The following is a 26,394-nucleotide window of genomic DNA, read 5'->3' on the forward strand; positions in this document are numbered from 1 at the left end:
TCAGCATATCTTTTCTACTACAAAGTAGCCGGAGACTCGTGAGGGCATTATATTCTTGTCAGTTCCCAATGATGAATTTTCATTATTTTCTGAAAAGTTTCAACCCTTATGCGTTGCACTGCCAAAAGACTTTTAAATCTTAAGATTAGCTCAGGATTAGCATGCGGGAGAATTTAATTTTCTAACCGTTTAGCTTTCCCTGAATTTCCCCGGTTTTTTACGTGAGGCAAAATTATCTACCACACGGATTTAAACCAAATCGAGCTAAACGATGCTTTAGCTCACTTTTAGAAATTTGAGGATATTTTTCCTGCAACCAAGCTTCTGCTTTTCCTTGTGCATAAGCCTTGAGAAAATCGACTTTTTGGTCTTGACTAACAAGTAGATCGCAGTTAGCTCTAGCTACAGCTTCACCAGCCCATTGAATTGCACCTTCACCACTGTAATATTGTTTGCGGACGGCATCAATACATTCTTCCAGAGTTGGTTTATGATGAAACACTCTACTGTGATTCGCCATCCTAAGAGCATCCCGCTCTGGATCGATGCGCCAGTTACCCTGAGTATCCTGTTGCCATAAGTTATCTTTGGCAGTACTTCCTAATTCATCCTTTCCATTGAACTGGCGCATTCCAGCTGAGTTATGAACTAGCAAGCCATCAGCAATAAATTCACCATCGCTCTCAACTTCTATGTCAAAAGTTTCAGCTTGACCAGCGGGAGCAACAAATTGAACTTCTATTGGTAACCAATGAGGATTTACCAAATCTTCTGCTATTAACGTGTCAAAATTGGCATCTCTGAAAAGTCCAGGTCTGCCTTTTGGATCGACCCAAATGACATCAGCACGACACAGAGTTTCTGGTTTCCATCCTGTGGCGGCTAATTCACGAACAAATTGATAGGGTAAGGTCAAGCCATTTTTCTTTGCTACCTTAATAGTATAGCCATCACGAACAGCAAATTGATTAATCAAAGCGACAGCAACAGCTTGAGATTGTAAACCTTGAATATGAATGCAATGACATCCTTCATAAACTTTTTCTCTACCTTTGAGAGTTTTTGGTTGACGTTCATATAAGGTTGTAGCAATACCAAGAGAAAGAGCCAGCTTTTGAATCTCCCGTAAAAATTCCAATTTGCTAGAGTTAACCAGTACGTTTCGGGAGGGAGTTCCATCTGCGTCACTTAAGCCAGCTAAGAAAGCAGCACGAATTTCCCGATTTCCTTTCCAAACAAATTCTGGAATAACAGGACATTGCCAGGGCTGTTTATACTGTCCTAGTTCCTCAGCGAGTTCCTTGCGATAAACGTTGATATTAGCATGACTACCTTGAATCTGTACAGCAGGGTTGTGACCTATACTGCTAAGAATTCGGAGAATTTTTTGCCCCAAAACACCCTGTAAGCGTTGAGTAGATAAGGCAAAGCTAACAACTCCACCCCCACCATTACGCCTTTTGGTTGATTGCAAATCGGCATGACCATCACCAATGAAAAAACCTACTAACCATGCCCAATCGGTTGTAGAACATAACTGTCCCCTCAGATGAGGAACAGAGATCAGGCGATCGCCTGGTTGTAACTCACCAGCATACTTCCACTTATAGGAGCGCAATCCGTCGTATACAGCAACGCGATGGTTAGCAGTACAACGAATTGAGGTAACAGGGGTGCGTATTTCTACAATATCCTGTATACCTTGGATAAATTTATTTACCACTGGGCGGTACTCACCAGAGGAGGTTAAAACTAAATCCCCTAGCTGAATATCTTGGATGGGTTTCATGCCATCATTTGCAGAAACCCTTGTGCCGTAGGCGATACATCGGCGAATGTTACCGGCCACGATCGTGACAGCAGCTTCATCAATCAACAAACAGCACTCAACTGAATTTAACTGTCTTCCTACTGCTTTATTTAAAATTGATGCACAACGCTGGTAAAGCCCTGGTAATTTGACAGGATTGGCAACTCCCCCAAAGCCGTTAAGTGGCTCTCCTGCTTTACGGACATCACTAATATCGACAATGACTTGAACTTCCCGTGTAAATTGTTCATCGGTTGAGAGTTCCAACAATCTTTGATAAGACTGTACCCAACCCTGGCGGCTATCTCCAACATAAATTGTTACGAGATTGTCTTCTATGTTAACTTCTGTCTCCTCACGACGATGTTCGGGAAGAGTACTGCCAATTTCTCCTTGGACTTTGATAGATAGGCGATTGCGGATAGGCGGCAGTTGGTTGATATATTTGGGTTCTAGAACTGCTCCTGTTCCGCAACCCATCATCGCTAAGTCCATCATTAAACCAAAAGCACTCCAATCTACAGTGTTAGTAGATGTGCAATTGTAGGCTCCAGAAAAATTTTTTTGCTGCAATAACCAGGTTGTACCTCCAACCCACAACCATCTTCCACTGGGTAATGCTTTTAAATTTCGCTGCATCCGCTCCAGGATCTCAGCCTCTTCTGGCAGAAGCTTACCCAATTCGATTAAACCCGATAAAGTGCGATCGCACACTTGCTCCCAAGTTTCTCTGACTCCACCCTCTTTGCGGCGGCTGTAAGTTCTAAAAAACACAGGATTGGCTGCAGGGGCGGTTTCCGGAAATTGGGCATTCTTTAGGCGTTCTCTTTCTAGCTCGCGAACCATAATTAATGAAGTCTTGTTGCTTTCTGACACAGATTACGACTATACGCTAACTGAATGAGAGGGTAAAGATTGCAAAATTTGGAAATTTACGCTAAGTCTAAGGATATACTTTATGCTGTTAGTTACTGGTCACTGGTCACTGGTCACTGTTGTTGGAGGATAGTTGGAAAATCTTGCGCCCTGGCGATCGCCCCTTGCTCGTGCTCTTCATCGCAATCGTAGCGAGCCACATTCGCGATATTTTCAACTAGCAACCGTTCAAGCTGATGGGCGTCCTGCCAACCGTACTGTTGTGTTTCGCGGCTTTCTTGACGACACCAACCAGCTGAAAATTATTACTGATTCTCGAAGTCAAAAATTTAACCAAGTAAAGGAGCGAGCTTGGGGAGAAGCTTGCTGGTATTTTACGAACACCCGCGAGCAATTTCGTCTTGCAGGAGAATTGGTACTTGTAGATGCCAATCATCCCGAGCCAAAAATGCAGAAAGCCCGTCAGATTGCGTGGCAAGAGATTTCAGACAACGCCCGCTTGCAATTCGCTTGGCCCGCTCCCGGTGAACCCAGAAGCTTGCAAGAGGCTTTCTCTCCATCACCGCCCGATTCAACTTTGCCTCTCACAAATTTTTGTTTGTTGTTGCTCGACCCCGTTAAAGTGGATCGTCTTGAATTACGAGGCGATCCCCAAAATCGATGGTGTTATTTGCAGGATGAATCGCAGACTTGGTCTGTAGTAGCGGTTAATCCTTAGGTTTTAAAGATTATCAGATATTCTCGTTCCCAGGAGAAACCTAGAAATTTCTCCAGAGATACGACAGACTCGAAGAGCTTAAATTTGTATGAATGTAGCTTTATTCTTAAAGATAACTAGTGAGCTTGAGTTATATTTTGCTTTGCATGGTTATTTTTTCAAGCAGTGCAAAGCAATTACTGAAGAAAAGTATAAACACTCTAACTCATTATTTTGTATTTATACTTTTCCAAAAATTAAAGAAAAGATAACGTTATTGAATCTATTGCAGCAAGTCAAGTATCATGAAACACAACTTGAGTACAGGAACAACCCAATCTGCGGCTTCTGGATTAACAGAACCAGCAAAAGCAATAACAGCAAATTCAATAATTTTACTTAGCTCTCTATTTATCTGATATTTAGCTGATTTTGACTGCATCCAAGCTAAACCATAAACTTCTGGATGTCGAATGGCAAGTTCCAGCATCAGTTGGTAACTCATAAGTCACTCCTTAATTTAATGTTTTTCGTGACTTTGAATTTACGAGTTGCCAAATAGAGAAAAAATTGCTCAAAAATAGAGATAAATAGAAATAAATCAGTAACAGCTTATTCCAGTGAATTCTCCAGCCAGTACACTTGAAGACAAATACCAGTTTTTAGAATCAACAGCAACACAGTACGGTTTCATAGGCGATACTCGGGCTGTTTTCCTACAGCGCTTTAATGAGACAAACCTCACCAAAGACAATACTGTTCTGGCTAGATTCATTGAATGGAGCAGAAAACCAGAAGATGAAGCGCAAAAACTGCAAGACGAGTTGAAAAAAATTTGTCAGATATTGGAACAGGATAACTGTCCAATTAATAAACCAAAGCGAGGGCGATTGCCTAAAGGTAAAAGTCCATGGCAACAAGCTTTTAAATGGTTGTGGGAAACCAAGTTCCAAGAATGGCAGCAAAAGCAAGATCTTGACGTTCCCAATCCACAAGCTCAGAAAGAAGCAGTTTGTCGCTTTCTGCAAGATATCGAAGACAAATTCAAGTACGTTTATCCTCTCCACCGCCGCGAGCAACCGATTATCCTGAAAGACCAATATATAACTATTCAGGTGACGATGGAAAGAAAATATAGGCACGATGTTGAAACCATTTGGAGTTATGCCGAGTCGGAAGCTGAATTGAAGCGTGCTTATGCCCTTAAGGGAATAGACGATTCCCAACCAACCCAGGTAGACTGGAAAGAGGCAAAAAAATTGCTTCCAAAAAAGTCAATTATGGTGCTGGCAGACCCAGGAATGGGAAAATCTACATTGTTGAGAATGGAAGCTGGTTTAACTGCCAAAGAAGAACGGGAGAGTTTGGAAAATAACCTAAAAAACATCGAAGACGTGACTTTCCCGCTATTTCTTAAGCTTTCGGAATTAGCAGAACTTACCAAAGAAGTCACAGCAACTGTCATTGAAGCTATCTTGAAATTGATAGAGGGTAAGTGTGGAAAAACCTTAGCAACATTTAAGTCTCTTTTAGAGGATAAATTACAAACAGGTAAATGTCTGTTGCTATTGGATGCATTAGACGAAGTAACCAACGAGTATCGAAATCAATTATCTGAGAAACTAAATGATTTTCTCCGCAATTATCCCTGCCAAATAATTTGCACTTCTCGTATAGTTGGCTATGTTGGTTTTGTAAATAAAGCGCAAGAGATAGAAATTGTCCCATTCAGTCAAAAAAAGATAGATGAATACATAGAAACTTGGTTTAAAAATGCAGCAGTATATTTAAATAATGATTCCGTTTCTGCCTCAGAACTAATTCGAGAATTACGAAATAAACCCCAAGTTCGCGGATTAGCGCAAAATCCTTTACTATTGTCATTGATTTGTTGCCTGTATCAAGAAAAAGGGTTGACACTACCAGTACAGCGCTGGAAAGTGTATGAACAAGCGGTGCGATATATGGTAGGTAAATGGAGTAAAAATCGCAATCCAGAACTGGATGAGGCGTGGGTAGATGCCAAAACAGAATTACTTGAGGAAATTGCCTATCAATTAAGTATTAATAATCAAAATAAGTTCACCGTGCGCCAACTCCGCAAAATTATTGATAAATACTTACAAAGAGAGAATACATCAACCGATTTTGAAGGTAAAAATGCCTCTTATCTAGTTACGGAACTATCTGAACAAGATGGCATTTTGCAAAAGTTCCATGAGGATAGTAACGAATATATATTTTTGCACCGGACTTTTCAAGAGTATTTAACAGCTTCTTATTTGAATCAATGTAGGGATGGAATCGCATTAACCAAGGCGCATTTTTGGAATTATGAATGGCATGAAACCATAAGCTTGGTAGCGGGATTAATGAGAAACCCTGTACCTTTGCTTGAGACGATTACGAGGGAAAAAGATGATATCTTCGGAACGTTAATGTTATTAGCGGGGCGATGTATTGCTGCTAGTGAGGAGATTTATCACCCAATAATTACAGAGATAATAAACAAAATATATGAGTTTTGGTGTCGCTACCCAAATGCGGGGTTTATTCAATCGGTTGTAGTAGCGTTGGGTCAAAATCATTCGCAAATGTTTGAGAAGTTACAAACAATATTGGAGAATGAAAAATTTAGAGTGTATGCAATAGAAACTTTAAGTAAGATTGGCAGTTTCCAAGCATTGAAAACCTTAATCACGGTTCTTAATCATAAGGATGAGCGGGTTAGAAGCAGTGTTGTGGATGCTTTAGGTGAGATTCATATTTCTCAGGCAGTGGAGCCCTTGGTCACTGCTCTCAATGACCAAGAAGCATTCGTGAGATGGCGTGCGATAGAGGCTTTGGGTAAAATTGGCAGTCCCCAAGCAGTGAAAGCTTTAATCGCATCTCTCAATGACCAGGAAGGATACGTTAGAATGAATGTGCCATTTGCTCTAGGTAAGATTGACAGTCCCCAAGCAGTGGAAGCCTTAATCACTGCTCTTAGCCATGAGGATGGATCGGTTAGATGGTATGCAGAATCAACTTTAGGTAGGATTGGCAGCCCTCAAGCAGTAAAAGCCTTAATCACTGCTCTCAGCTGTAGGGATAAAAGAGTGAGATGGTATGCAGTCAAAGCTTTAAGTAAAATCGGTACTTCCCAAGCAGTGAAAGCCCTAACCACAACAGCCCTTAGTGATGAGGAAGGGGTGATTAGGATGAATACAGTAGAGGCTTTAGGTAAAATCGGTACTCGCCAAGCATTAGCTAGCTTAATTTCTGTTCTCAAAGACGAGGATTTGGATGTTAGAGTGAGTGCAGCAGAAGCTTTAGCCAAGATTGGTACTTCAGAAGCAATTGCTAGCTTAATCACAGCCCTTAGCCATGAAGACAGGCGCATTAGAGTGAGAGCAGCATTAGCTTTAGCTCAGATTGGCAGTTACGAAGCAGTTACTACCTTAATTGCAACTCTCAGCCACGAGGACTGGTGCTTTCGTTCATATGCGGTAGAAGCTTTAGATAAGATTGGCACTCCTGAAGTAGTTCAAGCCTTAATTACAGCACTCCGTGACGAGGAATCGCGCGTTAGATGGCGTGCAGCGGAGGCTTTAGGTAAGATTGGCACTCCTGAAGTAGTTCAAGCGTTAATTATAGCACTCCGTGACAAAGAAGGGTTCGTTAGATGGTATGCAGCAGAGGCTTTAGCTAAGATTAATAGTCCTGAAGTATTTACTGCCTTAACTACAGCCCTTAGGGACGAAGACTGGCGTGTTAGAGAGGGTACGGCAATGGCTTTAGGTCAGATTGGCAGTCCTGAAGCCGTCCAAGGCTTAATCAAAGTTCTCTGTGACGAAAAAGCAGAAGTTAGATTAAATACAGTATTAGCTTTAGCTAAGATTAGCAGCCCCAACACAGTTTCAGCTTTAATAAAAATTCTTGGTGACGAGGATCATCGTGTCAGAAGCAATGCTATAGAAGCTTTAGCTAAAATTGACACTTCAGAAACTTTGGCAAAGCTAATACAACAACCCGAAATCGACATCTACTGCCCTGATATATTTCTCTTAGCAAGGAAGCTAGCAGTTCGATACACCAAGCAACTACCCCGCCGCGAGCAAGGAGAATCTTTAATTCCCTTATACCCTGAATTACTCAAGCACAAGAAAATAGAAATACTTTAGATTCTACTTGCGTCTAAAAATTATTGGTAATATTAATGAGCTGTTGGGGAGAACAATGTTTTTGCCTCGAACTCTGGCTTCATTTTGGATATAAAAACTAAGTATCTGGTTCAACAGCAGGAGTTAAATCTTCTCGATCGAGAGTCAAAGCACCGAGTTTCATCACCTCGATTTCTAGTTCATCTGCTATTGCTTCAACAAAACTCTCTATCAGTCCTTTAGGAACTTCATGTTCTTGTAGTGGCATTCTCAGTTCTAAGACTCCGTCGTCATAAGCAATTCTGCAAGCGCGATCGTCTCCAACTTCTGCCATTAATGCCTTAAATGTTTTTTAAAAGTTTAATTGTTCGCGTTGAAATATCTAGATTCACGCATTGTACAAACTCACCATCATATAAGTTAACGGATAATAGTCATTTCAAACCTGTAAGGGCGCAATGCCTTGCGCCCCTACAGTAGATGATGGTTTTCATTTGTTAAAATGACTCTTTTCCAATCCCCAGCCCCCAGTCCCTAGTCCTCAAATTAAATCCCTGCACCATCCAAAAACTCTTCTATGATCTTATTGTCAATTCGACAGCGAGTACGAGTTTCTGTAAAAACTGGCTCCTCAGTTAGGACGTGGGTATGAGAAGAGTAATGTTCTTGCAAAGCAGCAGCTACGTTAGAAACTGACAAGCTTTGCTGCACGTCTTGCAATTGTTGAATTTGCTGTTCGAGTTGTTCGATTCTGTCTACCAAAGCACGTATTACTTGCGCTTCAGCATCTGGTAAACTTCCATGCTCTAGCGGATTGACGCGAACTCCAGCACGATAAATAATCCGACCGGGTACGCCAACTACGGTACAGTCAGATGGAACATCGCGCAAAACAACCGATCCTGCACCAATACGGACATTGTTGCCAATCTGGATATTGCCGAGCACTTTTGCACCCGCTCCAACAACAACATTTTCACCTACAGTAGGATGGCGCTTACCACACTCTTTTCCCGTACCACCAAGGGTAACGCCTTGGTAGATCAGGGTATAGTCTCCAATAATTGCGGTTTCTCCAATAACTACGCCCATGCCATGGTCGATAAAAACTCCTTGTCCGATTGTGGCACCAGGGTGAATTTCTATTCCAGTTAAAAACCGCGCTAGATGGGAAATGAGACGGGGAATAAAAGGAATACCAATGCTATACAACCAATGAGCAAGCCGATGAAATAACAGAGCTTGCAATCCGGGGTAGCAAAACAATACTTCCAACCAGTTGCGGGCTGCTGGATCTCGGTCAAATATAATGCGGAAGTCAGTCAAAAGAGTAGATAACACGCTTATAAAACTCTCGTTTTGCCAAACAAGTTACACTCTATCTTAACGTTAATTGCTAATTGCTAATTGCTAATTGCTAATTGTTAGTTGCTGTTTTCCATTAGCCATTAGCCATTAGCCATTAGCTCTGCTCCTCTATGGTGAGTCTATAGTTCCGCCTTTCTCCCGGTTTGAATGTGCCTACCCACAGACGATATGTACCTGCTTTCCAAGTGTTATCTGTGATGCTAGCGTCTTTATTTCTACCACTATCATCGCCACACCGAACTATACTGTTATCTGGTCCTTGAATGACTAAAGTTGTATCTCCGCCACCTGTGTCAACTTGTATCTTGAGGCGAGAAAAGTCTTTTTCCAAAATTAAGATATGATCTGGCTTGGGATCGCCATAGCCAATACAGACATTTCTGTTGCGATCGCGATTGCTTATGGCTGACAGGGAGTACGATCCACCTGTATAACCTGTTATTGTTCCTTTCGTTGATTCAAACCCAGGTGACAGAGCTAGCTTACCAAAGTTTGCTGTATCTGCTAACACGGGGTTTGAAGCAAGAGCGACGAGTGTAGCTAGGAACCAAGCGCTTTTTATTCTAGATAGGGGGCAACTACGTTTCATGATACCCCTCCCTTGAGTCGAGTAGAGTTGTTTTCTATACTCAGAATATCAGGAAAAACATTGAAGCTTACCGTTTCTTGTGGCACCTTTCATTGTGGCACAGGAAACAATGGGGCATGGGGACTGGGGAATAGGTAAGAAATAATGCCCGATGCCCAATCCCCAATGCCCACTAACAACTAACGACTAACAACTAACAACCAACCACTAACCATTAAATTGAAAAAACACACCACCTTTCAGCAAGTCTGTATCGCTACCGTAACTGCTCACTGTTAGCGAGCGCAAATTTTGAAAAAATGATTTGCCAACGACTTCCACAAGCTTAAGAAAGGGGAGTTGACGTTCAATTATTGGCTGACTCTTTGTCCAATCGAGGTAGACATAACCTTGGTTGGGTTGGGGTAGAGCCGCAATACTATTTTGGAAATCACTCTTGTTAACTAGAGAATTTTCTTTGGCTGTAAGAGCTGCATCCATTGCCTCAATTGAAGAACTGATAATCTCGTAATTACCAACATCTGCATATGCTCCTAACACCTTTGCTTGAATTGTATAAACCTGTCGATCTTTTGCAAGTGCAGATTGACTGGGAGTTGCGGCTAACTCAGTCCAAGCAAATATTTTTTGTTCGCCGATCTTCAGGGAATTCAATGAAAGCCCGCCGGATGTGGCAAGTTCATTTAAATGGGAAATGGCTACAGGTGTCGCCTCCGATTTTTCTGCTACAAAAATCCAGTCGGGATTGATTTTGTCTTCACGGGGTAACAGCCCTATGGCATACTCTCCCTGTACCCAGCTAAAAATATCGTCTTTCCAGTTGATGTTCCAGCGCTTTTGAACTTCAGCTAGGGGTTGCAGCAATCCAGAGAACACATCTTCCTTAGCACCAGATATAAGTGCGATCGCTTGTTGCCAAAGTAGGGCTAAATTGCTGCGCTCCAAATTGCTTAAATTTGAAGAACCAACTGACAAGCCTGCTGAGGCTGGAATATACTGCAATGCACCAACTGGTTTAGCAGTTTCTGTAGGTGAAAGCAAATTTTTTTCTTTTGCCAGTAAAGCAGTTTCAGCTATCAATCCTTTGGGATTTGGGACTAAGGAAACAATTTGGCTGTTGTAAGTTGTGGTTTCACTTTCCAAGCCTTGCCATTTTGCCACATTGGGGAGATTCAGGAAAGCAACTGCGAGTGCATTCTTGGGGGAAGCTTTTATCGCTTGCTGATATTTGCTAGAACTAATCAAATTCAAGTCTGGGGCTTGAACGTTATTAATTGCATCGCGCAAAACTTTTGGCTCGTTAGCAAATAACACAAAGTTCTTACCTACCACTGCACCAGCAAGAGCGGTTTGAATTTGAGATTTTGGATTTTGGGTTTTGGATTGGCGATTTGGAACTGAAAAATATCCGCCTGGTTTTTCTTCTGCGGGTGTTTCCTGTGGAATCTCATAAATCAACTTGACACCCTTATACTGTTCAACAGTTAAGTTTGCTCCAGCAAGCGATCGCTTGGAAAACAATAACTCCAAAAATTCACGACTTTTTTCTGGTTCTTTAGTGGCTAGTGCCATAAGATACCCAGGTTTCCTGCCATTTTCTGGTTCGCGATCCAAGTCTAAGGCGGTTACAGCCAATGTGATTTCATTGCCCAACCACGGCTGAATATCTTTTTGGTAATCAATATCAGTATTTGCCAATAAACTCGTTTTTAACTTAGAGAGTTCTCCATCTCGTTCCGAACTTGGCAATTTTTCCGGATTTGTCAGCAGCGACACCATCACTGGCGCTTGCTGGGAAACAAAGATAGCAGCATCTGGCTGTCCGGAAGGGGTAACGAGGTTTGGCGGAGCTTTGGCACTGTTACAACTAGTGATGCCAATGAGAAGCAACATGAGGAGACAAGCAGTTATGGCTTTGAAAAATAAGCGTTGTGTCATATTTGTTACATAGACTGTTGGAGGCGCACAAACAAATATATAGCTGCTGGATGATAGGCAGCGTCACTACTAAGATTTAGTGTAAGTCGTTAGCGCTCATTGCCCATGCTCTCTAGGCATAAGTACTACCTTTTGGTTTATGCCAAATTGGAGTTTTTAAATGTGTGCCATTGTATCTTCTAGGTTTCTGATGTAGTTTTTTCGTTACTGCACCTTGGAAATTGAATAGTTCGATAATTTACTTGACATAAACTTTTTTAACTTTTTGTCCACCTTTTTTGAAGAGTCTTATCTTCCTCCCATATAAGTGTCGAAAGCTATGAAAACTCACGTTCAAAACCAAAAGTCTCAATAAAATAGCACACATCCTCAAAACTCAATTTTGGTAGTTGCTTGAAAAATTACTCTATTAATTTTTCTGGCTTACCTATGCATAAATACTATCATAGATAGTATCATTTTTGGAGAGAAGTCGGGCAGTCAATAGTTTATGTTACAGGTAAAAATTATTCGGGCAGCCTTCCGTGAAATACAGAAACTGCCACTGCCCGATCTGAATAAAGTTTATGAAATTTTACGTTGTTTAAGCCAGGAAGAACAAACAGACACTAAATTTCTCAGTGGATACGACAACCTAAAGCGAACTAGAGCAGGTAATTTGCGCGTTATTTGGCAACGAGAGCCAAGCAGTGATATTGTAGTCATCAAAGCGGGTTTACGTGGTGATGTTTATGACGATGCATTTGACAGTCGCGATCGCGATTGTCCTATAATAATCACAGAACTTCTCAAGCCTCAAGGAACCGAACTGGCTGAACATCCAACTTACAAGTGGAATCAGCAACAAGATTCTGATTGGTACAAATTCGTTTATAGTACGTATCGCTACTCGCCTATACTGACACAGTACCAAAGAAAAGTACTTGAAGAACCATTAAGAACTTTGTTTGCTTATAACCAATGGTTGACTGCTGATACGTTTAGAAACAGGGTTTGTATAGTCCAAAGTGCTCCGGGAACTGGTAAAACAGTATGTGCAACTCTATTTGCCTGTGAAATTCACAAACAACATGAGTGTAATACGATGCTGATTTTACCAGAAGCGTTGCGTGGAGACATAGCTGAATATTCAGAAGTTAAGCAAGCAAGCACACAAGAAAACTTCTGGTTAGTTACGTTTCGAGAGTGGATGGGCAGAATTAAGCCCGAATTGCAAAATAACCTTGCGTCGTCTGACGAAGAATTATACGCATTGCGGGAGGCTACTAAATTTGCTTCTCAACCAAGGCGTCTCAATTTCAAGAAAATTACTTATAGAGATGTTTTACTTTATCAATCCTTCGTACTAGATACAGCAGTTGATAACCAAACCAGAAATGCAATTTATCAAGTGAATCGAGAGCAAATTGAAAAATTAAATCAAATTAATCAACAACGTTGGTTCAGTGCATTATCTGGTAGAAAATGTCGTGCAAACGCTGCTGAGGAATTAGCAAAAAATCCCCCATTGCCACCTTTCAATAATGGCTGGACGCTGCTTGTTATTGATGAAGCCCAAGATTTTATGCTATGTGAACTTCAAGCTCTAATTGCAGTATGTCAAGCATGGTTAGAACAAGGACATTCAACATATTTATTATTATTGGGAGACTTAAATCAGCGAATTCAACCAACAGATTTTGACTGGGGACAATTACGCCTGAAAGAGCCAATCAAATTAGAAAAAAATTATAGAAATTCGCGTCATATCTTAGAATTTGCCAACCAATTTTGGAATATAGCACAACACATAAGTAAAAATTTTCACGGGAAACACTTACCACTACCTGCATCTTTAGAAGATGCGTTTGAGGTTGGAGAACCAGTGCATTTGCTAGAATGCTCCTCCCATGAGGAAGCTCTCAAATTTTTGCAGCAACTTGCTCAAGAATCGGAACGCGAAGAAGATGGACGTTATTTACTTCGCTACTTGACTAATGCTGTTAAGGTTGTTTCTCCTAAATTAGATATATCTTACAATAACTTAGTAATTTTAAATGCAGAACAGGCAAAAGGACGAGAATTTGAAGCCTGTGTGGCGTTTCATTTATTTGATGGAACTGGTGAACCATCATTAGAAGAGTGTTTTCAGTGGTATACATTATTGACTCGCGCTCGTTCTCGGCTGCTAGTAGTCGTCACTTCAGAAGAATTAAATCGTCTCAAGTGTCACGAGCGGAATTTTTTTGAAAAGTGCGCTCGCATTGATTGCCAGACAGCTATAAATTGGATTACTGAATTTGCTTGTGATGTCGATCTCACTCAAATGACTGCTGATATTCAACAGCGTTTGTGGAGCCGCTGTGAAAGTGGAAATTTGTACTGGGATACTTATTTAGTTTTGGAATTGGCAGCAGTTAGGGAAGAAAATCTTTACAAGTGGGAACAAGAAGCGATCGCTTCTCTAAGTAAACATTCTCAACAACATCTACAGGATGAATTAAACAAGACTCACAGTATTTCTCTACGCTGTTTGCTATTAAGAGCAATGCAGCGTTCTTGGCAAGCAGTTACAGAAGCTTATCAGTTAAAAAACAGTGATTTTCCAGAATATCAACGGTTGCTCAACAGTATCGCCCAAGATTTGGAAGCCAAAGGTTTGCCTTATGAAGCAGCAAGAGTGAAAGCACGACTCAGCGATCGCAACCAACATCAAAATCTTCCTTTTTGGGAAGAAATTGGGCATCCTTCCAATCAATTTAAACCTTTAGTCACATTACTGTGTGAAGCTTTTATATCTCGAATTAGTCATCTTAATGAAAACAGGTAGATAAGTCAATGACACAATATACAGATAAACAAATAGCAGAGCAACTCGAACAACTTGCTATCGTAATTCTATCAGCAAAAGAGTCAGCTAACACAGTTTTACAGCAAGTTCAAGCAATTCAAGATGAAATTTCACAATTTGTTGAAATGACAAAAGCTGAAATTCTTAATTCACAGAATCAAATAGTTGAACAAGTCTTGATGCGAGTGCAATTGCAGGAGGAAGAAATTTTGAACCAATTTCGCACTCTGGTAGCAAACACTTTGACAGATTTGGGAGGACAAGCGGGTTTAGAAAAGCTACGACAAGAACTTCAAGAAGGACATCAGGTATTAAGTGAGATCCAAAGCCTTAATCATCAGTTGCAGTCAAGTATTGGAGCATCACTGAGTAAACTGCAAGGTATGTTGCAAATACATTCAGCAGTACAGGAAACAGTATCCGGGCTAGAGACAATGCGTTCGGAAATTTCTGATTTAGCCCTACAAGTTCAATCAGATAGGAAATCTATTCAAACAATGAGAGTAGAAGTTGAAGATTTTAGCAATGCTATTGAAAATAATAATAATACATTAGTAATGGAATTACGTGGAGAAATCAAGCAACTACAAAGAGAGATACAAAAACAACAAACTCAAGAAAAAAAACAGCAGTACCTGCGTAATTGGTTATTTGTAATTGCATTTAGCACTGCTTTGATAGCTCTTGTTTTGGCTCTATAGGAATCCTAGATAACTCATAAGTAATTTTACGTGGGTCGCATTGCCCACTGAAAGCGTGATGTGGCAAGCTGTCTTCCCTACCTACTTGTAGTTCAAAAATAAAATAGGATTACTATACCTTCTGTATGTAAGCTTTACAGCTAAAATGAAGACAAGATAGTACACTCAAGGCATATAAACCTAAAAGCAAACCTTGTATTTTCTCTATTGATAATGAATACTGTTGAAAGTCAGCAACAAATTATACAACTATTACGACGTTTATCGCCCGAAAATTTAGCCTTTGTTACTGAAATGGTAAATTTCTTGATATACAAACAAAATCAGGAAATGAAAAGCGTTCAAGCTAATTCCTCGGACACACCTCTAACTGAAACTCAAAATGGTACTGACGTTTCTCATACTAAGTTAGGTAGCTCTACTCTTGGCGATCTCTTGGAATTGGCTGGTACTTGGGAAGGTGATGATATTCAAGAATGCCTGCAACTAGTTCATGAAAGCCGTGCTTCACTGGAGTTTTAAGGCTCGATAACAAAAAAACAGACGGTTTTCTGTCACCATAAAGATACAAGCAATTATCGTAATAAGCAGACATGAGCGAGCAATCTTTCACCCAAGTCAGCGTCGAGGAACTGGGACAACGTTTATCTTCACAAGAGCCAAACCTTCAGCTTGTGGATGTACGCGAACCACAAGAAGTAGCGATCGCTAGCATAGATGGCTTTGTCAATCTACCTTTGAGTGAATTTGCTCATTGGGGGGAGCAAATTCACTCTCTCCTCAATCCCCACGCGGAAACTCTGGTACTCTGTCACCACGGTGTCCGTTCCGCTCAGATGTGTCAGTGGTTAATAACTCAAGGGTTTACAAATGTTAAGAACATTGTAGGTGGGATTGATGCTTACTCTCATCTAGTCGATCCTTCCATTCCTCAGTACTAATTTTGTTTGAAAAGTATATTTTTAAACTATTTTCCCTAGCAATACTAACTGGCTTTTGCTATCTTTAACTCAGTAGATTCAGATTATAAGCGTGATGGAGCAAGTTTCTCACTTGCTCAACTCCTATGAATTTATTTTGGGTTAGGTAAAAATTAGTAACTTGAAATACAGCGCCCTTTAGAAGGTTATGAAATCATGCATGGTATATGCAAGTTTTCTAAATCGAACGACCTGAGCTTTTGAATCCAACTCACTTTGTGTTAATGCACACTTTATTAGGGGCTATACTGGAATTCTACTCTACTTATTTCAAAATAAGTACATATTTTGATACCTTTATTTACCAAAATTAATTTTTTGGAGTTATATCCATTAACTTTTTCAAAGTTTACTTAAAATTCTGCTTCAGCAAACCATTCCCTTATGCAAGTTCAGTTAACCAATCGACAACAACACATACTTTGGGCAACCATACGTCATTACATTGCCACGGCGGAACCCGTCGGTTCCAAAGCTCTTGTTGAGGAATATAACCTTGGTGTGAGTTCGGCAACTATTCGTAATGTAATGGGCGCATTGGAAAAATCAGGGTTCTTATACCAACCCCATACCTCCGCCGGAAGAGTACCTTCCGACTCCGGCTATCGCGTTTATGTCGATCGCCTGATTACACCTTCTGAAACTTTAGGTAAGGAGGTAGAGGTGGTACTTCAACAAAACCTGAAGTGGGAAGAGTGGAGTTGGGAAGCGATTCTACAAGGGGCTGCACAAATCCTTGCCACCTTAAGTGGTTGTATCACTTTAATCACCATGCCACAAACTGGTGCTGCTGTTATCAGGCATCTACAACTGGTGCAAATTGAAGCCGGAAGAGTCATGCTGATTGTCGTCACAGATGGATATGAAACACATTCAGCAGTGTTGGACTTACCTCCCGAACAAGATAATGCACAACTTGACGCAGAAGCCATCGACCACAAGTTGCAAATAGTATCGAACTTTTTAAACAGCCATCTGCGGGGGCGCAGTTTGCTGGAACTTGTCAATCTCGATTGGAGCGAACTGGATCGAGAATTCCAAAGCTACAGCAACTTCTTAAAAAAATCATTAGCAGAATTAAGCCGTCGCACTCTTAAACCATCTACAACACAAATCATGGTTCGCGGTATCGCTGAGGTTTTACGTCAACCAGAATTCTCGGAATTACAACAAGTGCAAACGCTTATCCATCTGCTGGAAGAAGAACAAGACCAACTTTGGCAGTTAATATTTGAACAACCAGAAACTGAGGAAGTGGGTAAGCCACGAGTTACTGTTCGTATTGGTTCTGAGAATCCTTTGGAACCCATTCGTACTTGTTCGTTGATATCCTCCACATATCGTCGAGGCTTAGTACCCGTGGGCAGTGTAGGTGTATTGGGACCAACGCGCTTGGATTATGAAAGTGCGATCGCAGTTGTGTCAGCAGCATCTGATTACCTGTCAGAGGCTTTCAGTTTCTTGAATTCTTAAAAGGGTTAGTGGTTAGTGGTTAGTGGCTAGTGGTTAGTGGTTCTTCCATTAACAACTAACAACTAACAACTAACAACTAACGAATAACCATTAACCACTAACCACTAACTAGTTATATGCTAAGAAAAATTGCCTTTGGGGTTTTGTGGTTGAGCGTTATTATCTACGCTTCCTTCTTCGCCCCAGAAATTCAACCCGATACATTTGAGTTGATTAAAAATCTTTGTATTGGTGAATGGCAAGGAATTAATCCCCTGGTGATATTGCTTTTTTACATCATGGGTGTCTGGCCTTTGATTTACAGCGCAGTCATCTTTGCGGATGGTAGAGGGCAGAGGCTTCCTGCTTGGCTGTTTGCCACAGGTTCTTTTGCCGTTGGAGCTTTTGCTCTGTTGCCTTACTTATCGCTTCGTGAACCAAATCCAAAATTTCCTGGTAAAAAAAATTTGTTTTTGACAATACTGGATTCTCGCTTGACTGGTATTGCCCTAACTGTTGGCGCTGTTGTACTCGTTGCTGGCGGTATTGGGGCTGGTGACTGGGGAGATTTTGCACGTCAGTGGCAAACCAGTCGCTTTATCCATGTCATGAGCCTTGATTTTTGTCTGCTGTGTTTGCTGTTTCCAGCATTACTTCAAGATGATATGTCTCGTCGGGGGCTGGATAATCCTCAGATCTTCTGGTTAGTTACGTTAATACCTCTGTTTGGACCTTTGATTTACTTATGTATACGTCCGCCTTTACCAAAATTGGATACAGAGTTTAGAGGTCAGGAGTTAGGGATTGGGAATTAGGGAGAAGCATGAATAGAAAAATAGCTCTTTGGTCATTATGGGCTGGATTTATTGCCTACGTTTTATTTTTGGCACCTCCCCTACATTTAGAGGAAACACTCACTCTTTTGAAAAACATATTTACCCTGAATTGGTCAGCAATTAATCCAGTTGTACTCTCAATCTTTGCTCTGGTGGGTATTTTGCTACTCATTTATAGTGGCGTTTTGTTCTTTGATGGTAGAATGCAATGGATTCCTTTCTGGCCTTTTGCTTTGGCTGGTGTTGGTGCGGGTATTCTTGGTATTTTGCCTTATTTAGCTTTTCGGGAACCCAATCAAGAATTCGCTGGACAAAAAGACTCTTTTTTGAATTTTTTGGATTCTCGCTTGTTCGGTATTGTTCTCACTTTAAGCACTCTGCCCATACTAGGTTATGCTTTTGTTTTGGGTGATTGGACAGATTTTTGGCAGCAGTTTCGCAGCGATCGCTTTATTAATGGTATGAGTTTGGCAGTGTGCCTGTTTTGTCTGTTATTTCCCACCGTACTTGGTGATGAGATGGCAAGAAGAAGATTAGATAACCCTCCATTGTTTTGGACTGTAGCATTTGTTCCCCTAATCGGTTCACTTGCCTATCTTTGCCTGCGCCCCCCAATACTGGAAAATAATATTGCTCGGCACAGGCAAACCACATTAGTTCGGAATTCGTGATTTTTCAAAGAAGAATTGCGGAATTACGACTCAATCTTCAATTTATAAACTTTTGGTAATTGCCACCAGGCTGCATTAGGGTATTCATGGTGTTCGTGATGATAGCCAAAATGATAGCAAGTGAGAAATGACAACCAAACTGGAAGTGAAATCGTCTGAGCGCGGTGTGGTTCCGAATAACCTTCTTCTGGTTCTTGATGAGGTAAGAAAGTCCCAAAATAAAATAATTGCAAGGAACTTAAGACGGCAGGTATTGCCCAAAAGTAAGTCAAATTACCTTTGGGTATATGGAGTAAGTAATGAGATAGGTTATAGATACTGGTTAAGACAATAATTTGCTGCCAACTCCAGTAATTTTTCATGAAATATAAATACCAGGCAAAAAAGTTTTTCTGTTTACCGTTGTGGAAATCTGGATCTGATTCAGTTGCCGGGTGGTGGTGGTGTATCCAATGCTTTTTGATTAATTTATTATAGGATAACCAACCGTAAAGTGACAAGGATAACGAACCAACAAAGTGATTGATTTTGCTATTTTTAGGAAATACCACTCCGTGCATAGCATCGTGAGCAGTAATAAATAATCCCGTATAGAGAAATGTTTGCCAAATTACGCCTAGTAATAAAGTTAAAAAAGTCGATTTGGAAAGATCTACTGAAAGTAAATAAGTTAAGCTGGCTGCCCATATACCTATTATGGTAATAGCAATAAAAAGCCCAGTAGTAGATTCACCATTTAATTTGATTTGAAGTTGAGGACTGGGTGGTTTTTCTAATTCTTGGATCACGCTATTGACTCCGTATTTGGTGAAAATTCAAAAAATCATTGCAGGGCAAACCTATCGTTCATCAGATAACCTCTGAATCGCGATCGACGCTGTGCTTCAAGCAACACCAACACTTCTATTGTAGAGAAATATTAAGATACTTTAATAATTACATACCCGACAACGATCTTAATTCCGTTTACCACCTCGTTCCCAGGTTCTACCTGGGAATGCCTTATGAGAGGCTCCGCCTCCTGTGCTCTACCACAAAGTGCGAGGCAGAGCCTCGCTGTCTGCCCTCGTTCCCAGGTAGAACCTGGGAATGACTTATGGGAGGCTCCGCCTCCTGTACTCTACCTGGAGTGCGAGGCAGAGCCTCTAGTAATGCATTCCCAGGTAGAACCTGGGAACGAGAGTGGGGGTGAGAATTCATGTGGCGAACTAGTAGTGTCTGGTTATAGCTATTGAGAAATAAGATTGAGTACGTCACGCACTACACTATAGCCATTGAGATCCCACAGTAGATATGCGAGAAAGCCAATCATTGCCAAGCGTCCTTGCCAGAGTTCGGATTGAGGCGTAAACCCAAATTTTACAGCATTGCGTTCGCGCTAGCGTGCCGGAGGCAATCGCTGCCGTTGTATGCCTTTTCAGTAGCATCTGTAGGATAAAGTCCCATTGTTAACTTTCCTTAAGTATCTGAATTACATTTTTCATAGTATTAGCTCCCACAGTTGTCGCTATCTGTCTGGAGTGCAAAACAACTCGCTAATCCCTAGAATGAGTTTATTAGAGCGTGTGTAAATTTTTATCTAACAAAAGGATTGTAAAAGTTCTATCTACACTACCGAATAGAAGAATTTCTGTATAGACAAGTAGTGTTGCTGTATACATTTCATCAAGCTTCAGCTATGGGTATTAACTGTCATCGGTCACTGGTTACTGGTCACTGGTCACTGTTTCACCTGCAAAACAACTAATGTCATATCATCGGTATTTTGCCTGTCCTCACCGATAAATTGTTCCACGCGGTCAAATAGATAATCCAGTATCTCTTCCGAACTATTACAAATTCGACAAGCATAGTTAAAGGCAACAAGAAGGTTCTCTTCGTCAAAGCGATCGCCACTTGCAGATGCGGCATCAGTTAAACCATCTGTATAGTAAAGGATAGTATCGCCCGGTTCTAACTGGGCGCGAGCATCTTCATATTGGCTGCTAGCATCCAAGCCTATCAGCATACCACAGCTATCCAATCGCGTCACTGTTTTTGTAGTGGCGTGCCACCACATAGGAGGATTATGGGCAGCGTTAGTGTATGACAAAATCCTGGTTAGCGGGTCATACTCAGAGTAAAACATAGTGACAAAGCGGTGGGAATTTTCCAAATCCGCGTACATCACTCGATTCAGATTTTCCAGAATTTGACCTGGGGTATGACTGTGTAAAACTTCTCCCCGCAACATTCCCCTCATCATAGTCATAATGAGTCCAGCAGGAACACCTTTGCCCATGACATCCCCAATCACTAAACCCCAACGCCCATTCAGTTCAGCAGAACGACCATTGTTGTTGTGCTGAATTTGATGGTGATTGGTAGGAATAAAGTCATAGTAATCACCACCAACACGATTGGCTGGTTTACAACGAGCTGCAATAGCTACACCCGGAATGGTGGGATACTGACGTGGTAGAAGCCGTCTTTGAATTTCTGCACCAATTTCTAATTCTTGGTCGAGACGTTCTTTTTTCCTCAACTCTACAGCTAATTCATCGTTTTCAATCGCTACAGCTGTTTGATCTGCAATTAACCGAACTAACTTTTGTCTGGTTTCCGTCCAGCTGTACTCGGGATCGCGACTTAAAACATAAAGCCATCCTCGTTCTGTATGCTTCACCAGAATAGCCGTGCCAAAGATCTGTATGTCTGGTCCCAAATGGCGATGCATGTGATCGTCTAACATTCCTGTATTTGTTGCCAAAGGTTGGGAGTTTGGCACATACGTAATTTGGCTGCTGACTGTTTCTAAGGCTTTGCGGATATTTTTACGCTGATGGCTATCTTGCCAGTGCAGTTGTTCTAATCTCACTTGACCGTTAGGTTTATACAAAAACAACGCACTTCCATCAGCATCTGTTACCCTTGTCGCCATCAGTGGAATCAGTTCCAGAAACTGATTGAGATTATTGAAACTTCTGAGGGCAAATCCTAAAGAACTCAGTAAGTCTTGAATTTTGTTTTGTTCGCGATGTAACCGTGCCACAAGTTCTTTCAGCGCTATGACAGGAGTCACTTCCGTACTAGCACTGGTCGCGTTATTGTCAGTAGGTTGAGAGGGTGGTTGAGACACAGGCACAGCTATAATTGCACTTTACTTAAGCAGATCTTAGATTAGTTATAAATACTTTTGTTCTGAGGTTGCTAAATCATATTGTGACAAGATTGTCAAATTAGCAAGAGTAAAAAGACGCAGAATTTGCTTTTCATACATATTTTTTTATTTCAGTCAATAGATATATATAGAAGCTAGGTGTTTTGAAAACAAAACAGATTTTGAAATTAGTGCTTTTTTGACAAGCGCTAAGAGGCTTCCAAATATATCATGAATTTATCATTTTGTCACCCCCCACTAGAAATAATGAAAGTACAAAGTGTCGTGATGTCTACCACAGCACTGCCAACATTTAAACTACCATTAGAGAATAATTTGCGATCGACTTTGTCAGGAACTGCGAACATTTTTGAGAGATGTCAACGGTTCCCTTTCCGCTCCAAAATTACCAACTGATGAGAAAACTAGAATCGCTCAAAAAATACAAAAGGGCACAAAACCTTGCGCCCCCAACATCTACGAACAACTAACCACTAACAACTAACCACTCAAAAGTGCTTCTACAAACTCGTAGCTAGAAAAAGGTCGTAAGTCCTCAATACCTTCGCCGGCACCAATAAAGCGAATGGGTAAGCCAAGTTGCTGCACGACAGCAAGAGCGACTCCGCCTTTGGCAGTGCCATCAAGTTTTGTTAAAACGACACCACTGAGCTGTGCTGCTTGGGAAAAGACTTCTGCTTGTCGCAGCCCATTTTGACCTAAAGTCGCGTCTAAAACCAGCAGAGACTCTACTTTGGCATTGGGGGCTTTTTTATCAATAATGCGACGAACCTTACTGAGTTCATCCATTAAATTCTTTTTATTTTGCAACCGCCCTGCAGTGTCTACCAAAAGTAATTCTGTTTCTCGTGCTAGTGCAGCAGAAATTGCATCAAATACAACGGCTGCGGGATCTGCATTCTTTGCAGGATTAGCAATGACTTCGACACCACTTCTTTGACCCCAAATTTTTACCTGTTCCACAGCTGCAGCCCGGAAGGTGTCAGCAGCACCAATTAAGCATTTATATCCAGATTTATTGGCTAGGTGAGCAATTTTACCAATGGTAGTGGTTTTACCAACTCCATTCACTCCAGTCATTAACCAAATGTTAAGGGTTTCTTTTTCGGGTGCAAAGGAAACCTTACCAGATTTCTGTATCGGCATATCCAGCATCTCCCGAAGGATTGATTTGAGATATGCAATACCTTCTTCTGGTGGTAATGCTTCTTGGCGAAGCCTTGTTTGTAAAGTGCTGATGATGTATTCGGTTGCTTCCACACCCACATCAGCTTGCAAAAGCAACGATTCTATTTCCGTGACAGCTGCTTGGTTGAGCGGTCCCTGACCAACAATGGCTTTAAGTTGGTTGAGTATATTACGGCGAGTTTTGTCTAAACCCTGACGCAGTTTTTTCAGCCAAGTAATTTCTTCAATAGAAATGTCTTCGGGACGCCTCCCCTGTGCAGCCAACACTTCTGTAGACCACAAAAATCCTTCATCAAAGGCAAACCCAGGAATTTCCTCTTGTTTCTGTGGTGCTGTTGTTGCAGCTGGTTGTACTACCTCTGGTTCTGGTTCTTCGATCGCACTAGCAATCAGACGTTCTTGTTTAGCTTGCCTTTCTGCTGCTGCTCTTTCTAAAAAAGAAAGAGTTGCTGGTACTACAGGTGGAGATTCCTCGTTTGAGATAACTGTTGGTTCTGTAGCCACACCTTCGTCTACAGCTAACTCCCCATCACCTTTAATTTCTAAAGGTGACTCTAAGCTCTCCACTCCTTGTGCTTCAGTTATAGCTTCTGTAGCTTCCTCTACTGGTGCTACATTGAGTTCTTCTTGAATTTGGGCATTAGTACTTGGTTGACTCAGAAAAACTTCCTTGTCTACCTTGTCTACCTTGTCTACCTTGTCTACCTTGTCTACCTTGTCTTCCTCCCCCAAGCTTATATCTTCCTGAGGTTGTGTCTCTGTAACTTCTTTTTTTAGCTGAGAAGTTTCTGTAGTTGCTTCGTCAGATAGAGTGACAGATTGCTCGTCAGCTTGCTGTCTTTGCTGAATGTTTTTGTAAGCTGCTTTTGCATAAGCCAGCAAGTCTACAGCTACCTCGGTTGCATTCTCTGCCGTTGACGTTGCGGCTAGTTCTGGTTGAGTTTCTTGTACAGCTGGTGTTTCTGGCTGCTTATCTTCAGAGGGAGTACCAGAAGGCTCATTGTGTTGACGGCGGAACCAATTAAAAACCATTGCAGCTAAAGTTGTTTTAACGTTTCCCCAGCTTGGGGGTAGTAGGTTGTAATGTCCTTCTACTGACAATCTTATGGTACTATTTTTCTGACCTATGGCGTCAAGTCGCTGCGCTCCAATTCGTAGTTCGTAATTCGTAATTCGTAATTGAAGTCAAAAATTACGAATTACGAATTACGACTTACCAATTATTCTGTCACTGGTCACTGGTCACTGTTGATTTTTTTTGCTCAATGACTCGGCGCAAAACACCGTTGATGAACCTGTGGCTATCTTCTTCGCTGTAGCGCTTAGCTAGCTCGACAGCTTCATTGATTGCCACGCTTTGAGGTACTTCAAGATGCTTCATTTCCGCTACAGCAATTCTTAAAATATCCCGATCTATGTGAGCAAGGCGAGTCACTTGCCAATCGACTAAGGCGCTAGAAATTTCTTCATCTATAGATTCGCGGTTTTCATTAACCGTAAGAATAATGTCTCTTGCGTATTCCCGAACTTCTCTATCTTGGTTTGCCAGTTGAATCAGTTCCGGAAACTCTACAGCTGCGCCTAACTTGTTAATTGCTGTTTGCGTATACTCGATCGCTTCTTTAACCATTGTTCTAGCAGTTTCGAGATCGTTAGCGCGAGTTTGACTGCTCAACAAGCGATCGTTACTGCGCTGTAGTTCTGCTGCAGCGTTATCTAGGGTATCCTGCACTTCAGATCTTAAGGTGCGTACTGCCGCAAGTACTAATTTGGGTACTAGCCGATCTTGCTCCATCTTCTCCAATTTTTTGGGATTAACTGGCAACTGGCTGAGGCTTAAAAGTGCCAGTTCACGGGCAATTTGACGGGGTTTTCGCTCTTGCATAAAAGTTTATGGAATGGTTAGGGGGTAGGGGGTAGGGGTTAGGTTTTATTAGGGACGCAAGACTCTGAGCCTGTACGTAGTTGATGGTGCCAACTAAGGCTAGACTGACAATTAGCAATTAACAATTAGCAATTAGCAATTAGCAACTTTAACCCTCTTCAAGAGGCATAACCTGGCGTTTTGTCTCCAGAGGAGGAACTTCTAGTTTGCGCTCTTTTGGAATTACTAATGGGGCTAACGTTGTATTTGGAGAAACAATCCCACCAGAGACTATAATCTTAAACGCATCTTCAATAGACATTGACAGGTTAACAACCTCTTCTTCCGGAACAACTGCATACCACCCCGTTGTGGGATTGGGGGTTGTCGGGATAAAAAGGCTTAACATTGAATGAGACATCTGAGACTGAATCTCATTGCTTGTATTGCCAGTGACAAAAGCGATCGCCCACATTCCCCGTCGTGGATACTCTACTAAAACAACACGGCGAAATTTGCCATTTGTATCTTTTAATAGTGTTTCTAAAAGCTGCTTGAGAGTTTTATATACCGGTCCGGCTAAAGGAATTGCCTGTAGGAGCCGCTCACCCACATCCAGTAACCACCGTCCTGCAATGTTCCTAGCCATTAAGCCAATCAAAAGAATACTCAGTAACGGCACCATTAGCCCTACTAGAAGATTCAGTATGTTGACTAAAATAGGATGCATCCCCTGAAATGGATTCAGTTGTTTGGGAATTTGAGTTAAAAAGTTAACAACCCAAATTGCAACAGTGATCGTTAACCAGATTGTAGTAGCTAGGGGAATAACGACTAACAAACCTGCAATCAGGTCATTTTTGAGGTCCTGTTTCCAGCGATTGATTGCCAAACCCCTATTCTCCTTTTTTAGGCTTGTGGAATTTTTTTTATTGGTACTCATATTATTAGCCATTTAGCTACTCTCGTTTAGATGTCAAACTCCAGCTTTCAGCTTTTTACTGACTGCTAACGGCTGACCGAGGGATTCATTTTAAGACTTGTAAACGATTGTTCAAGTCTTTTAACGTATTACTAATATTATCGTGCGAGATCAAAAGCTGCTAATTATCCTGAAAAAATGACTCAACTCTAGTTACATCTGACCTTCTTAAGGATTCATTCTAAATACGGTAAGATTTAGTAGTTTGGCAAATGATGTGAGTTTTATTAAGATATATAAAATTAATATAACATTTTTTTTGAGTTGCTTATCAAGCATTAACAAGCCACCTCTCCCTTATGCGTACACG

21 protein-coding genes and 1 pseudogene are annotated in these 26,394 nt (G+C 41.3%); 10 read left to right on the plus strand and 12 right to left on the minus strand.

The features are described from left to right. Positions 1-232: 232 nt before the first annotated feature. On the minus strand, positions 233-2,656 hold the full coding sequence (locus F7734_RS22335; protein ID WP_243147021.1) for an LAGLIDADG family homing endonuclease: 2,424 nt from the start codon (positions 2,654-2,656) through the stop codon (positions 233-235). Positions 2,657-2,819: 163 nt separating this feature from the next. On the opposite strand from F7734_RS22335, the gene F7734_RS22340 reads away from it, so the two are divergent. Further along, positions 2,820-3,404: an Npun_F5749 family FMN-dependent PPOX-type flavoprotein gene (locus F7734_RS22340; RefSeq protein ID WP_155746721.1), complete on the plus strand. Its 585-nt coding sequence runs from the start codon at positions 2,820-2,822 to the stop codon at positions 3,402-3,404. A 262-nt stretch (positions 3,405-3,666) separates the two neighbouring features. Here F7734_RS22340 and F7734_RS22345 read toward each other — a convergent pair whose 3' ends face one another. Beyond that, on the minus strand, positions 3,667-3,888 hold the full coding sequence (locus F7734_RS22345) for a hypothetical protein (RefSeq protein ID WP_155746722.1): 222 nt from the start codon (positions 3,886-3,888) through the stop codon (positions 3,667-3,669). Between the two features lie 115 nt (positions 3,889-4,003). Here F7734_RS22345 and F7734_RS22350 point away from each other — a divergent pair, with 115 nt between their 5' ends. Next, a complete protein-coding gene (locus F7734_RS22350) occupies positions 4,004-7,546 on the plus strand; it encodes a HEAT repeat domain-containing protein (protein WP_155746723.1) in 3,543 nt (1,180 codons plus the stop codon). Positions 7,547-7,643: 97 nt separating this feature from the next. Here the strand turns inward: F7734_RS22350 and F7734_RS22355 are convergent, their stop codons facing one another. From F7734_RS22355 to F7734_RS22370, 4 genes are all read right to left on the minus strand, one after another. Further along, a complete protein-coding gene (locus F7734_RS22355) occupies positions 7,644-7,859 on the minus strand; it encodes a hypothetical protein (RefSeq protein ID WP_207714175.1) in 216 nt (71 codons plus the stop codon). A 212-nt stretch (positions 7,860-8,071) separates the two neighbouring features. Continuing rightward, entirely contained in the window at positions 8,072-8,866 is a 795-nt protein-coding gene (gene cysE / locus F7734_RS22360) for a serine O-acetyltransferase (RefSeq protein WP_166482067.1), read from the minus strand. Between the two features lie 121 nt (positions 8,867-8,987). Then, positions 8,988-9,482 (minus strand): hypothetical protein, encoded by a 495-nt coding sequence (locus F7734_RS22365; protein WP_155746724.1) that lies wholly within the window; start codon positions 9,480-9,482, stop codon positions 8,988-8,990. Positions 9,483-9,689: 207 nt separating this feature from the next. Beyond that, entirely contained in the window at positions 9,690-11,420 is a 1,731-nt protein-coding gene (locus F7734_RS22370) for a DUF3352 domain-containing protein (RefSeq protein ID WP_155746725.1), read from the minus strand. A gap of 490 nt (positions 11,421-11,910) precedes the next feature. Here F7734_RS22370 and F7734_RS22375 point away from each other — a divergent pair, with 490 nt between their 5' ends. The 7 genes from F7734_RS22375 to F7734_RS22405 all read left to right on the plus strand — a co-directional run bounded on the left by F7734_RS22375 (position 11,911) and on the right by F7734_RS22405 (position 18,890). Beyond that, complete coding sequence (locus F7734_RS22375) at positions 11,911-14,229, plus strand: hypothetical protein (protein WP_155746726.1); 2,319 nt, start codon at positions 11,911-11,913, stop codon at positions 14,227-14,229. Positions 14,230-14,237: 8 nt separating this feature from the next. Further along, a complete protein-coding gene (locus tag F7734_RS22380) occupies positions 14,238-14,951 on the plus strand; it encodes a hypothetical protein (RefSeq protein ID WP_155746727.1) in 714 nt (237 codons plus the stop codon). Positions 14,952-15,164: 213 nt separating this feature from the next. Beyond that, positions 15,165-15,473: a DUF2281 domain-containing protein gene (locus tag F7734_RS63730; RefSeq protein WP_243147022.1), complete on the plus strand. Its 309-nt coding sequence runs from the start codon at positions 15,165-15,167 to the stop codon at positions 15,471-15,473. 71 nt (positions 15,474-15,544) lie between these two features. Then, a complete protein-coding gene (locus tag F7734_RS22390; RefSeq protein ID WP_155746728.1) occupies positions 15,545-15,892 on the plus strand; it encodes a rhodanese-like domain-containing protein in 348 nt (115 codons plus the stop codon). A 423-nt stretch (positions 15,893-16,315) separates the two neighbouring features. Continuing rightward, a complete protein-coding gene (gene hrcA / locus F7734_RS22395; RefSeq protein ID WP_155746729.1) occupies positions 16,316-17,404 on the plus strand; it encodes a heat-inducible transcriptional repressor HrcA in 1,089 nt (362 codons plus the stop codon). A 116-nt stretch (positions 17,405-17,520) separates the two neighbouring features. After that, the gene (locus tag F7734_RS22400; protein ID WP_155746730.1) at positions 17,521-18,198 is read left to right on the plus strand and encodes a DUF2834 domain-containing protein; all 678 of its coding nucleotides are present in this window, start codon (positions 17,521-17,523) and stop codon (positions 18,196-18,198) included. 8 nt (positions 18,199-18,206) lie between these two features. Then, complete coding sequence (locus tag F7734_RS22405; RefSeq protein ID WP_155746731.1) at positions 18,207-18,890, plus strand: hypothetical protein; 684 nt, start codon at positions 18,207-18,209, stop codon at positions 18,888-18,890. Between the two features lie 23 nt (positions 18,891-18,913). Here F7734_RS22405 and crtW read toward each other — a convergent pair whose 3' ends face one another. The 3 genes and pseudogenes from crtW to F7734_RS22420 form a co-directional block, all read right to left on the minus strand. Further along, positions 18,914-19,675: a beta-carotene ketolase CrtW gene (gene crtW, locus F7734_RS22410; RefSeq protein WP_166482072.1), complete on the minus strand. Its 762-nt coding sequence runs from the start codon at positions 19,673-19,675 to the stop codon at positions 18,914-18,916. A 443-nt stretch (positions 19,676-20,118) separates the two neighbouring features. Continuing rightward, positions 20,119-20,336 (minus strand): annotated as a pseudogene (locus tag F7734_RS63735) (chlorophyll a/b-binding protein). Positions 20,337-20,610: 274 nt separating this feature from the next. Continuing rightward, positions 20,611-22,014, minus strand: a complete 1,404-nt coding sequence (locus F7734_RS22420; protein ID WP_166482068.1) for a PP2C family protein-serine/threonine phosphatase — start codon at positions 22,012-22,014, stop codon at positions 20,611-20,613. Between the two features lie 282 nt (positions 22,015-22,296). On the opposite strand from F7734_RS22420, the gene F7734_RS22425 reads away from it, so the two are divergent. Continuing rightward, positions 22,297-22,446 (plus strand): hypothetical protein, encoded by a 150-nt coding sequence (locus F7734_RS22425; RefSeq protein ID WP_155746732.1) that lies wholly within the window; start codon positions 22,297-22,299, stop codon positions 22,444-22,446. An 84-nt stretch (positions 22,447-22,530) separates the two neighbouring features. On the opposite strand, the gene ftsY is transcribed toward F7734_RS22425, so the two are convergent. The 3 genes from ftsY to F7734_RS22440 form a co-directional block, all read right to left on the minus strand. Then, complete coding sequence (gene ftsY, locus F7734_RS22430) at positions 22,531-24,270, minus strand: signal recognition particle-docking protein FtsY (RefSeq protein ID WP_155746733.1); 1,740 nt, start codon at positions 24,268-24,270, stop codon at positions 22,531-22,533. A gap of 196 nt (positions 24,271-24,466) precedes the next feature. Next, a complete protein-coding gene (gene nusB, locus F7734_RS22435; protein ID WP_155746734.1) occupies positions 24,467-25,123 on the minus strand; it encodes a transcription antitermination factor NusB in 657 nt (218 codons plus the stop codon). Positions 25,124-25,271: 148 nt separating this feature from the next. Next, complete coding sequence (locus tag F7734_RS22440) at positions 25,272-26,045, minus strand: DUF502 domain-containing protein (RefSeq protein WP_155746735.1); 774 nt, start codon at positions 26,043-26,045, stop codon at positions 25,272-25,274. Between the last annotated feature and the right edge of the window lie 349 nt (positions 26,046-26,394).

The organism is Scytonema sp. UIC 10036, assembly GCF_009725235.1.

Coding starts and splice junctions, on each gene's coding strand:
- F7734_RS22335 (WP_243147021.1), bottom strand. CDS start 2,656: ATGGTTCGCGAGCTAGAAAGAGAACGCCTAAAGAATGCCCAATTTCCG.
- F7734_RS22345 (WP_155746722.1), bottom strand. CDS start 3,888: ATGAGTTACCAACTGATGCTGGAACTTGCCATTCGACATCCAGAAGTT.
- F7734_RS22355 (WP_207714175.1), bottom strand. CDS start 7,859: ATGGCAGAAGTTGGAGACGATCGCGCTTGCAGAATTGCTTATGACGAC.
- F7734_RS22365 (WP_155746724.1), bottom strand. CDS start 9,482: ATGAAACGTAGTTGCCCCCTATCTAGAATAAAAAGCGCTTGGTTCCTA.
- F7734_RS22370 (WP_155746725.1), bottom strand. CDS start 11,420: ATGACACAACGCTTATTTTTCAAAGCCATAACTGCTTGTCTCCTCATG.
- F7734_RS22375 (WP_155746726.1), top strand. CDS start 11,911: ATGTTACAGGTAAAAATTATTCGGGCAGCCTTCCGTGAAATACAGAAA.
- F7734_RS22380 (WP_155746727.1), top strand. CDS start 14,238: ATGACACAATATACAGATAAACAAATAGCAGAGCAACTCGAACAACTT.
- F7734_RS63730 (WP_243147022.1), top strand. CDS start 15,165: ATGAATACTGTTGAAAGTCAGCAACAAATTATACAACTATTACGACGT.
- F7734_RS22390 (WP_155746728.1), top strand. CDS start 15,545: ATGAGCGAGCAATCTTTCACCCAAGTCAGCGTCGAGGAACTGGGACAA.
- hrcA (WP_155746729.1), top strand. CDS start 16,316: ATGCAAGTTCAGTTAACCAATCGACAACAACACATACTTTGGGCAACC.
- F7734_RS22400 (WP_155746730.1), top strand. CDS start 17,521: ATGCTAAGAAAAATTGCCTTTGGGGTTTTGTGGTTGAGCGTTATTATC.
- F7734_RS22405 (WP_155746731.1), top strand. CDS start 18,207: ATGAATAGAAAAATAGCTCTTTGGTCATTATGGGCTGGATTTATTGCC.
- F7734_RS22425 (WP_155746732.1), top strand. CDS start 22,297: ATGAAAGTACAAAGTGTCGTGATGTCTACCACAGCACTGCCAACATTT.
- ftsY (WP_155746733.1), bottom strand. CDS start 24,270: ATGGTTTTTAATTGGTTCCGCCGTCAACACAATGAGCCTTCTGGTACT.
- nusB (WP_155746734.1), bottom strand. CDS start 25,123: ATGCAAGAGCGAAAACCCCGTCAAATTGCCCGTGAACTGGCACTTTTA.
- F7734_RS22440 (WP_155746735.1), bottom strand. CDS start 26,045: ATGAGTACCAATAAAAAAAATTCCACAAGCCTAAAAAAGGAGAATAGG.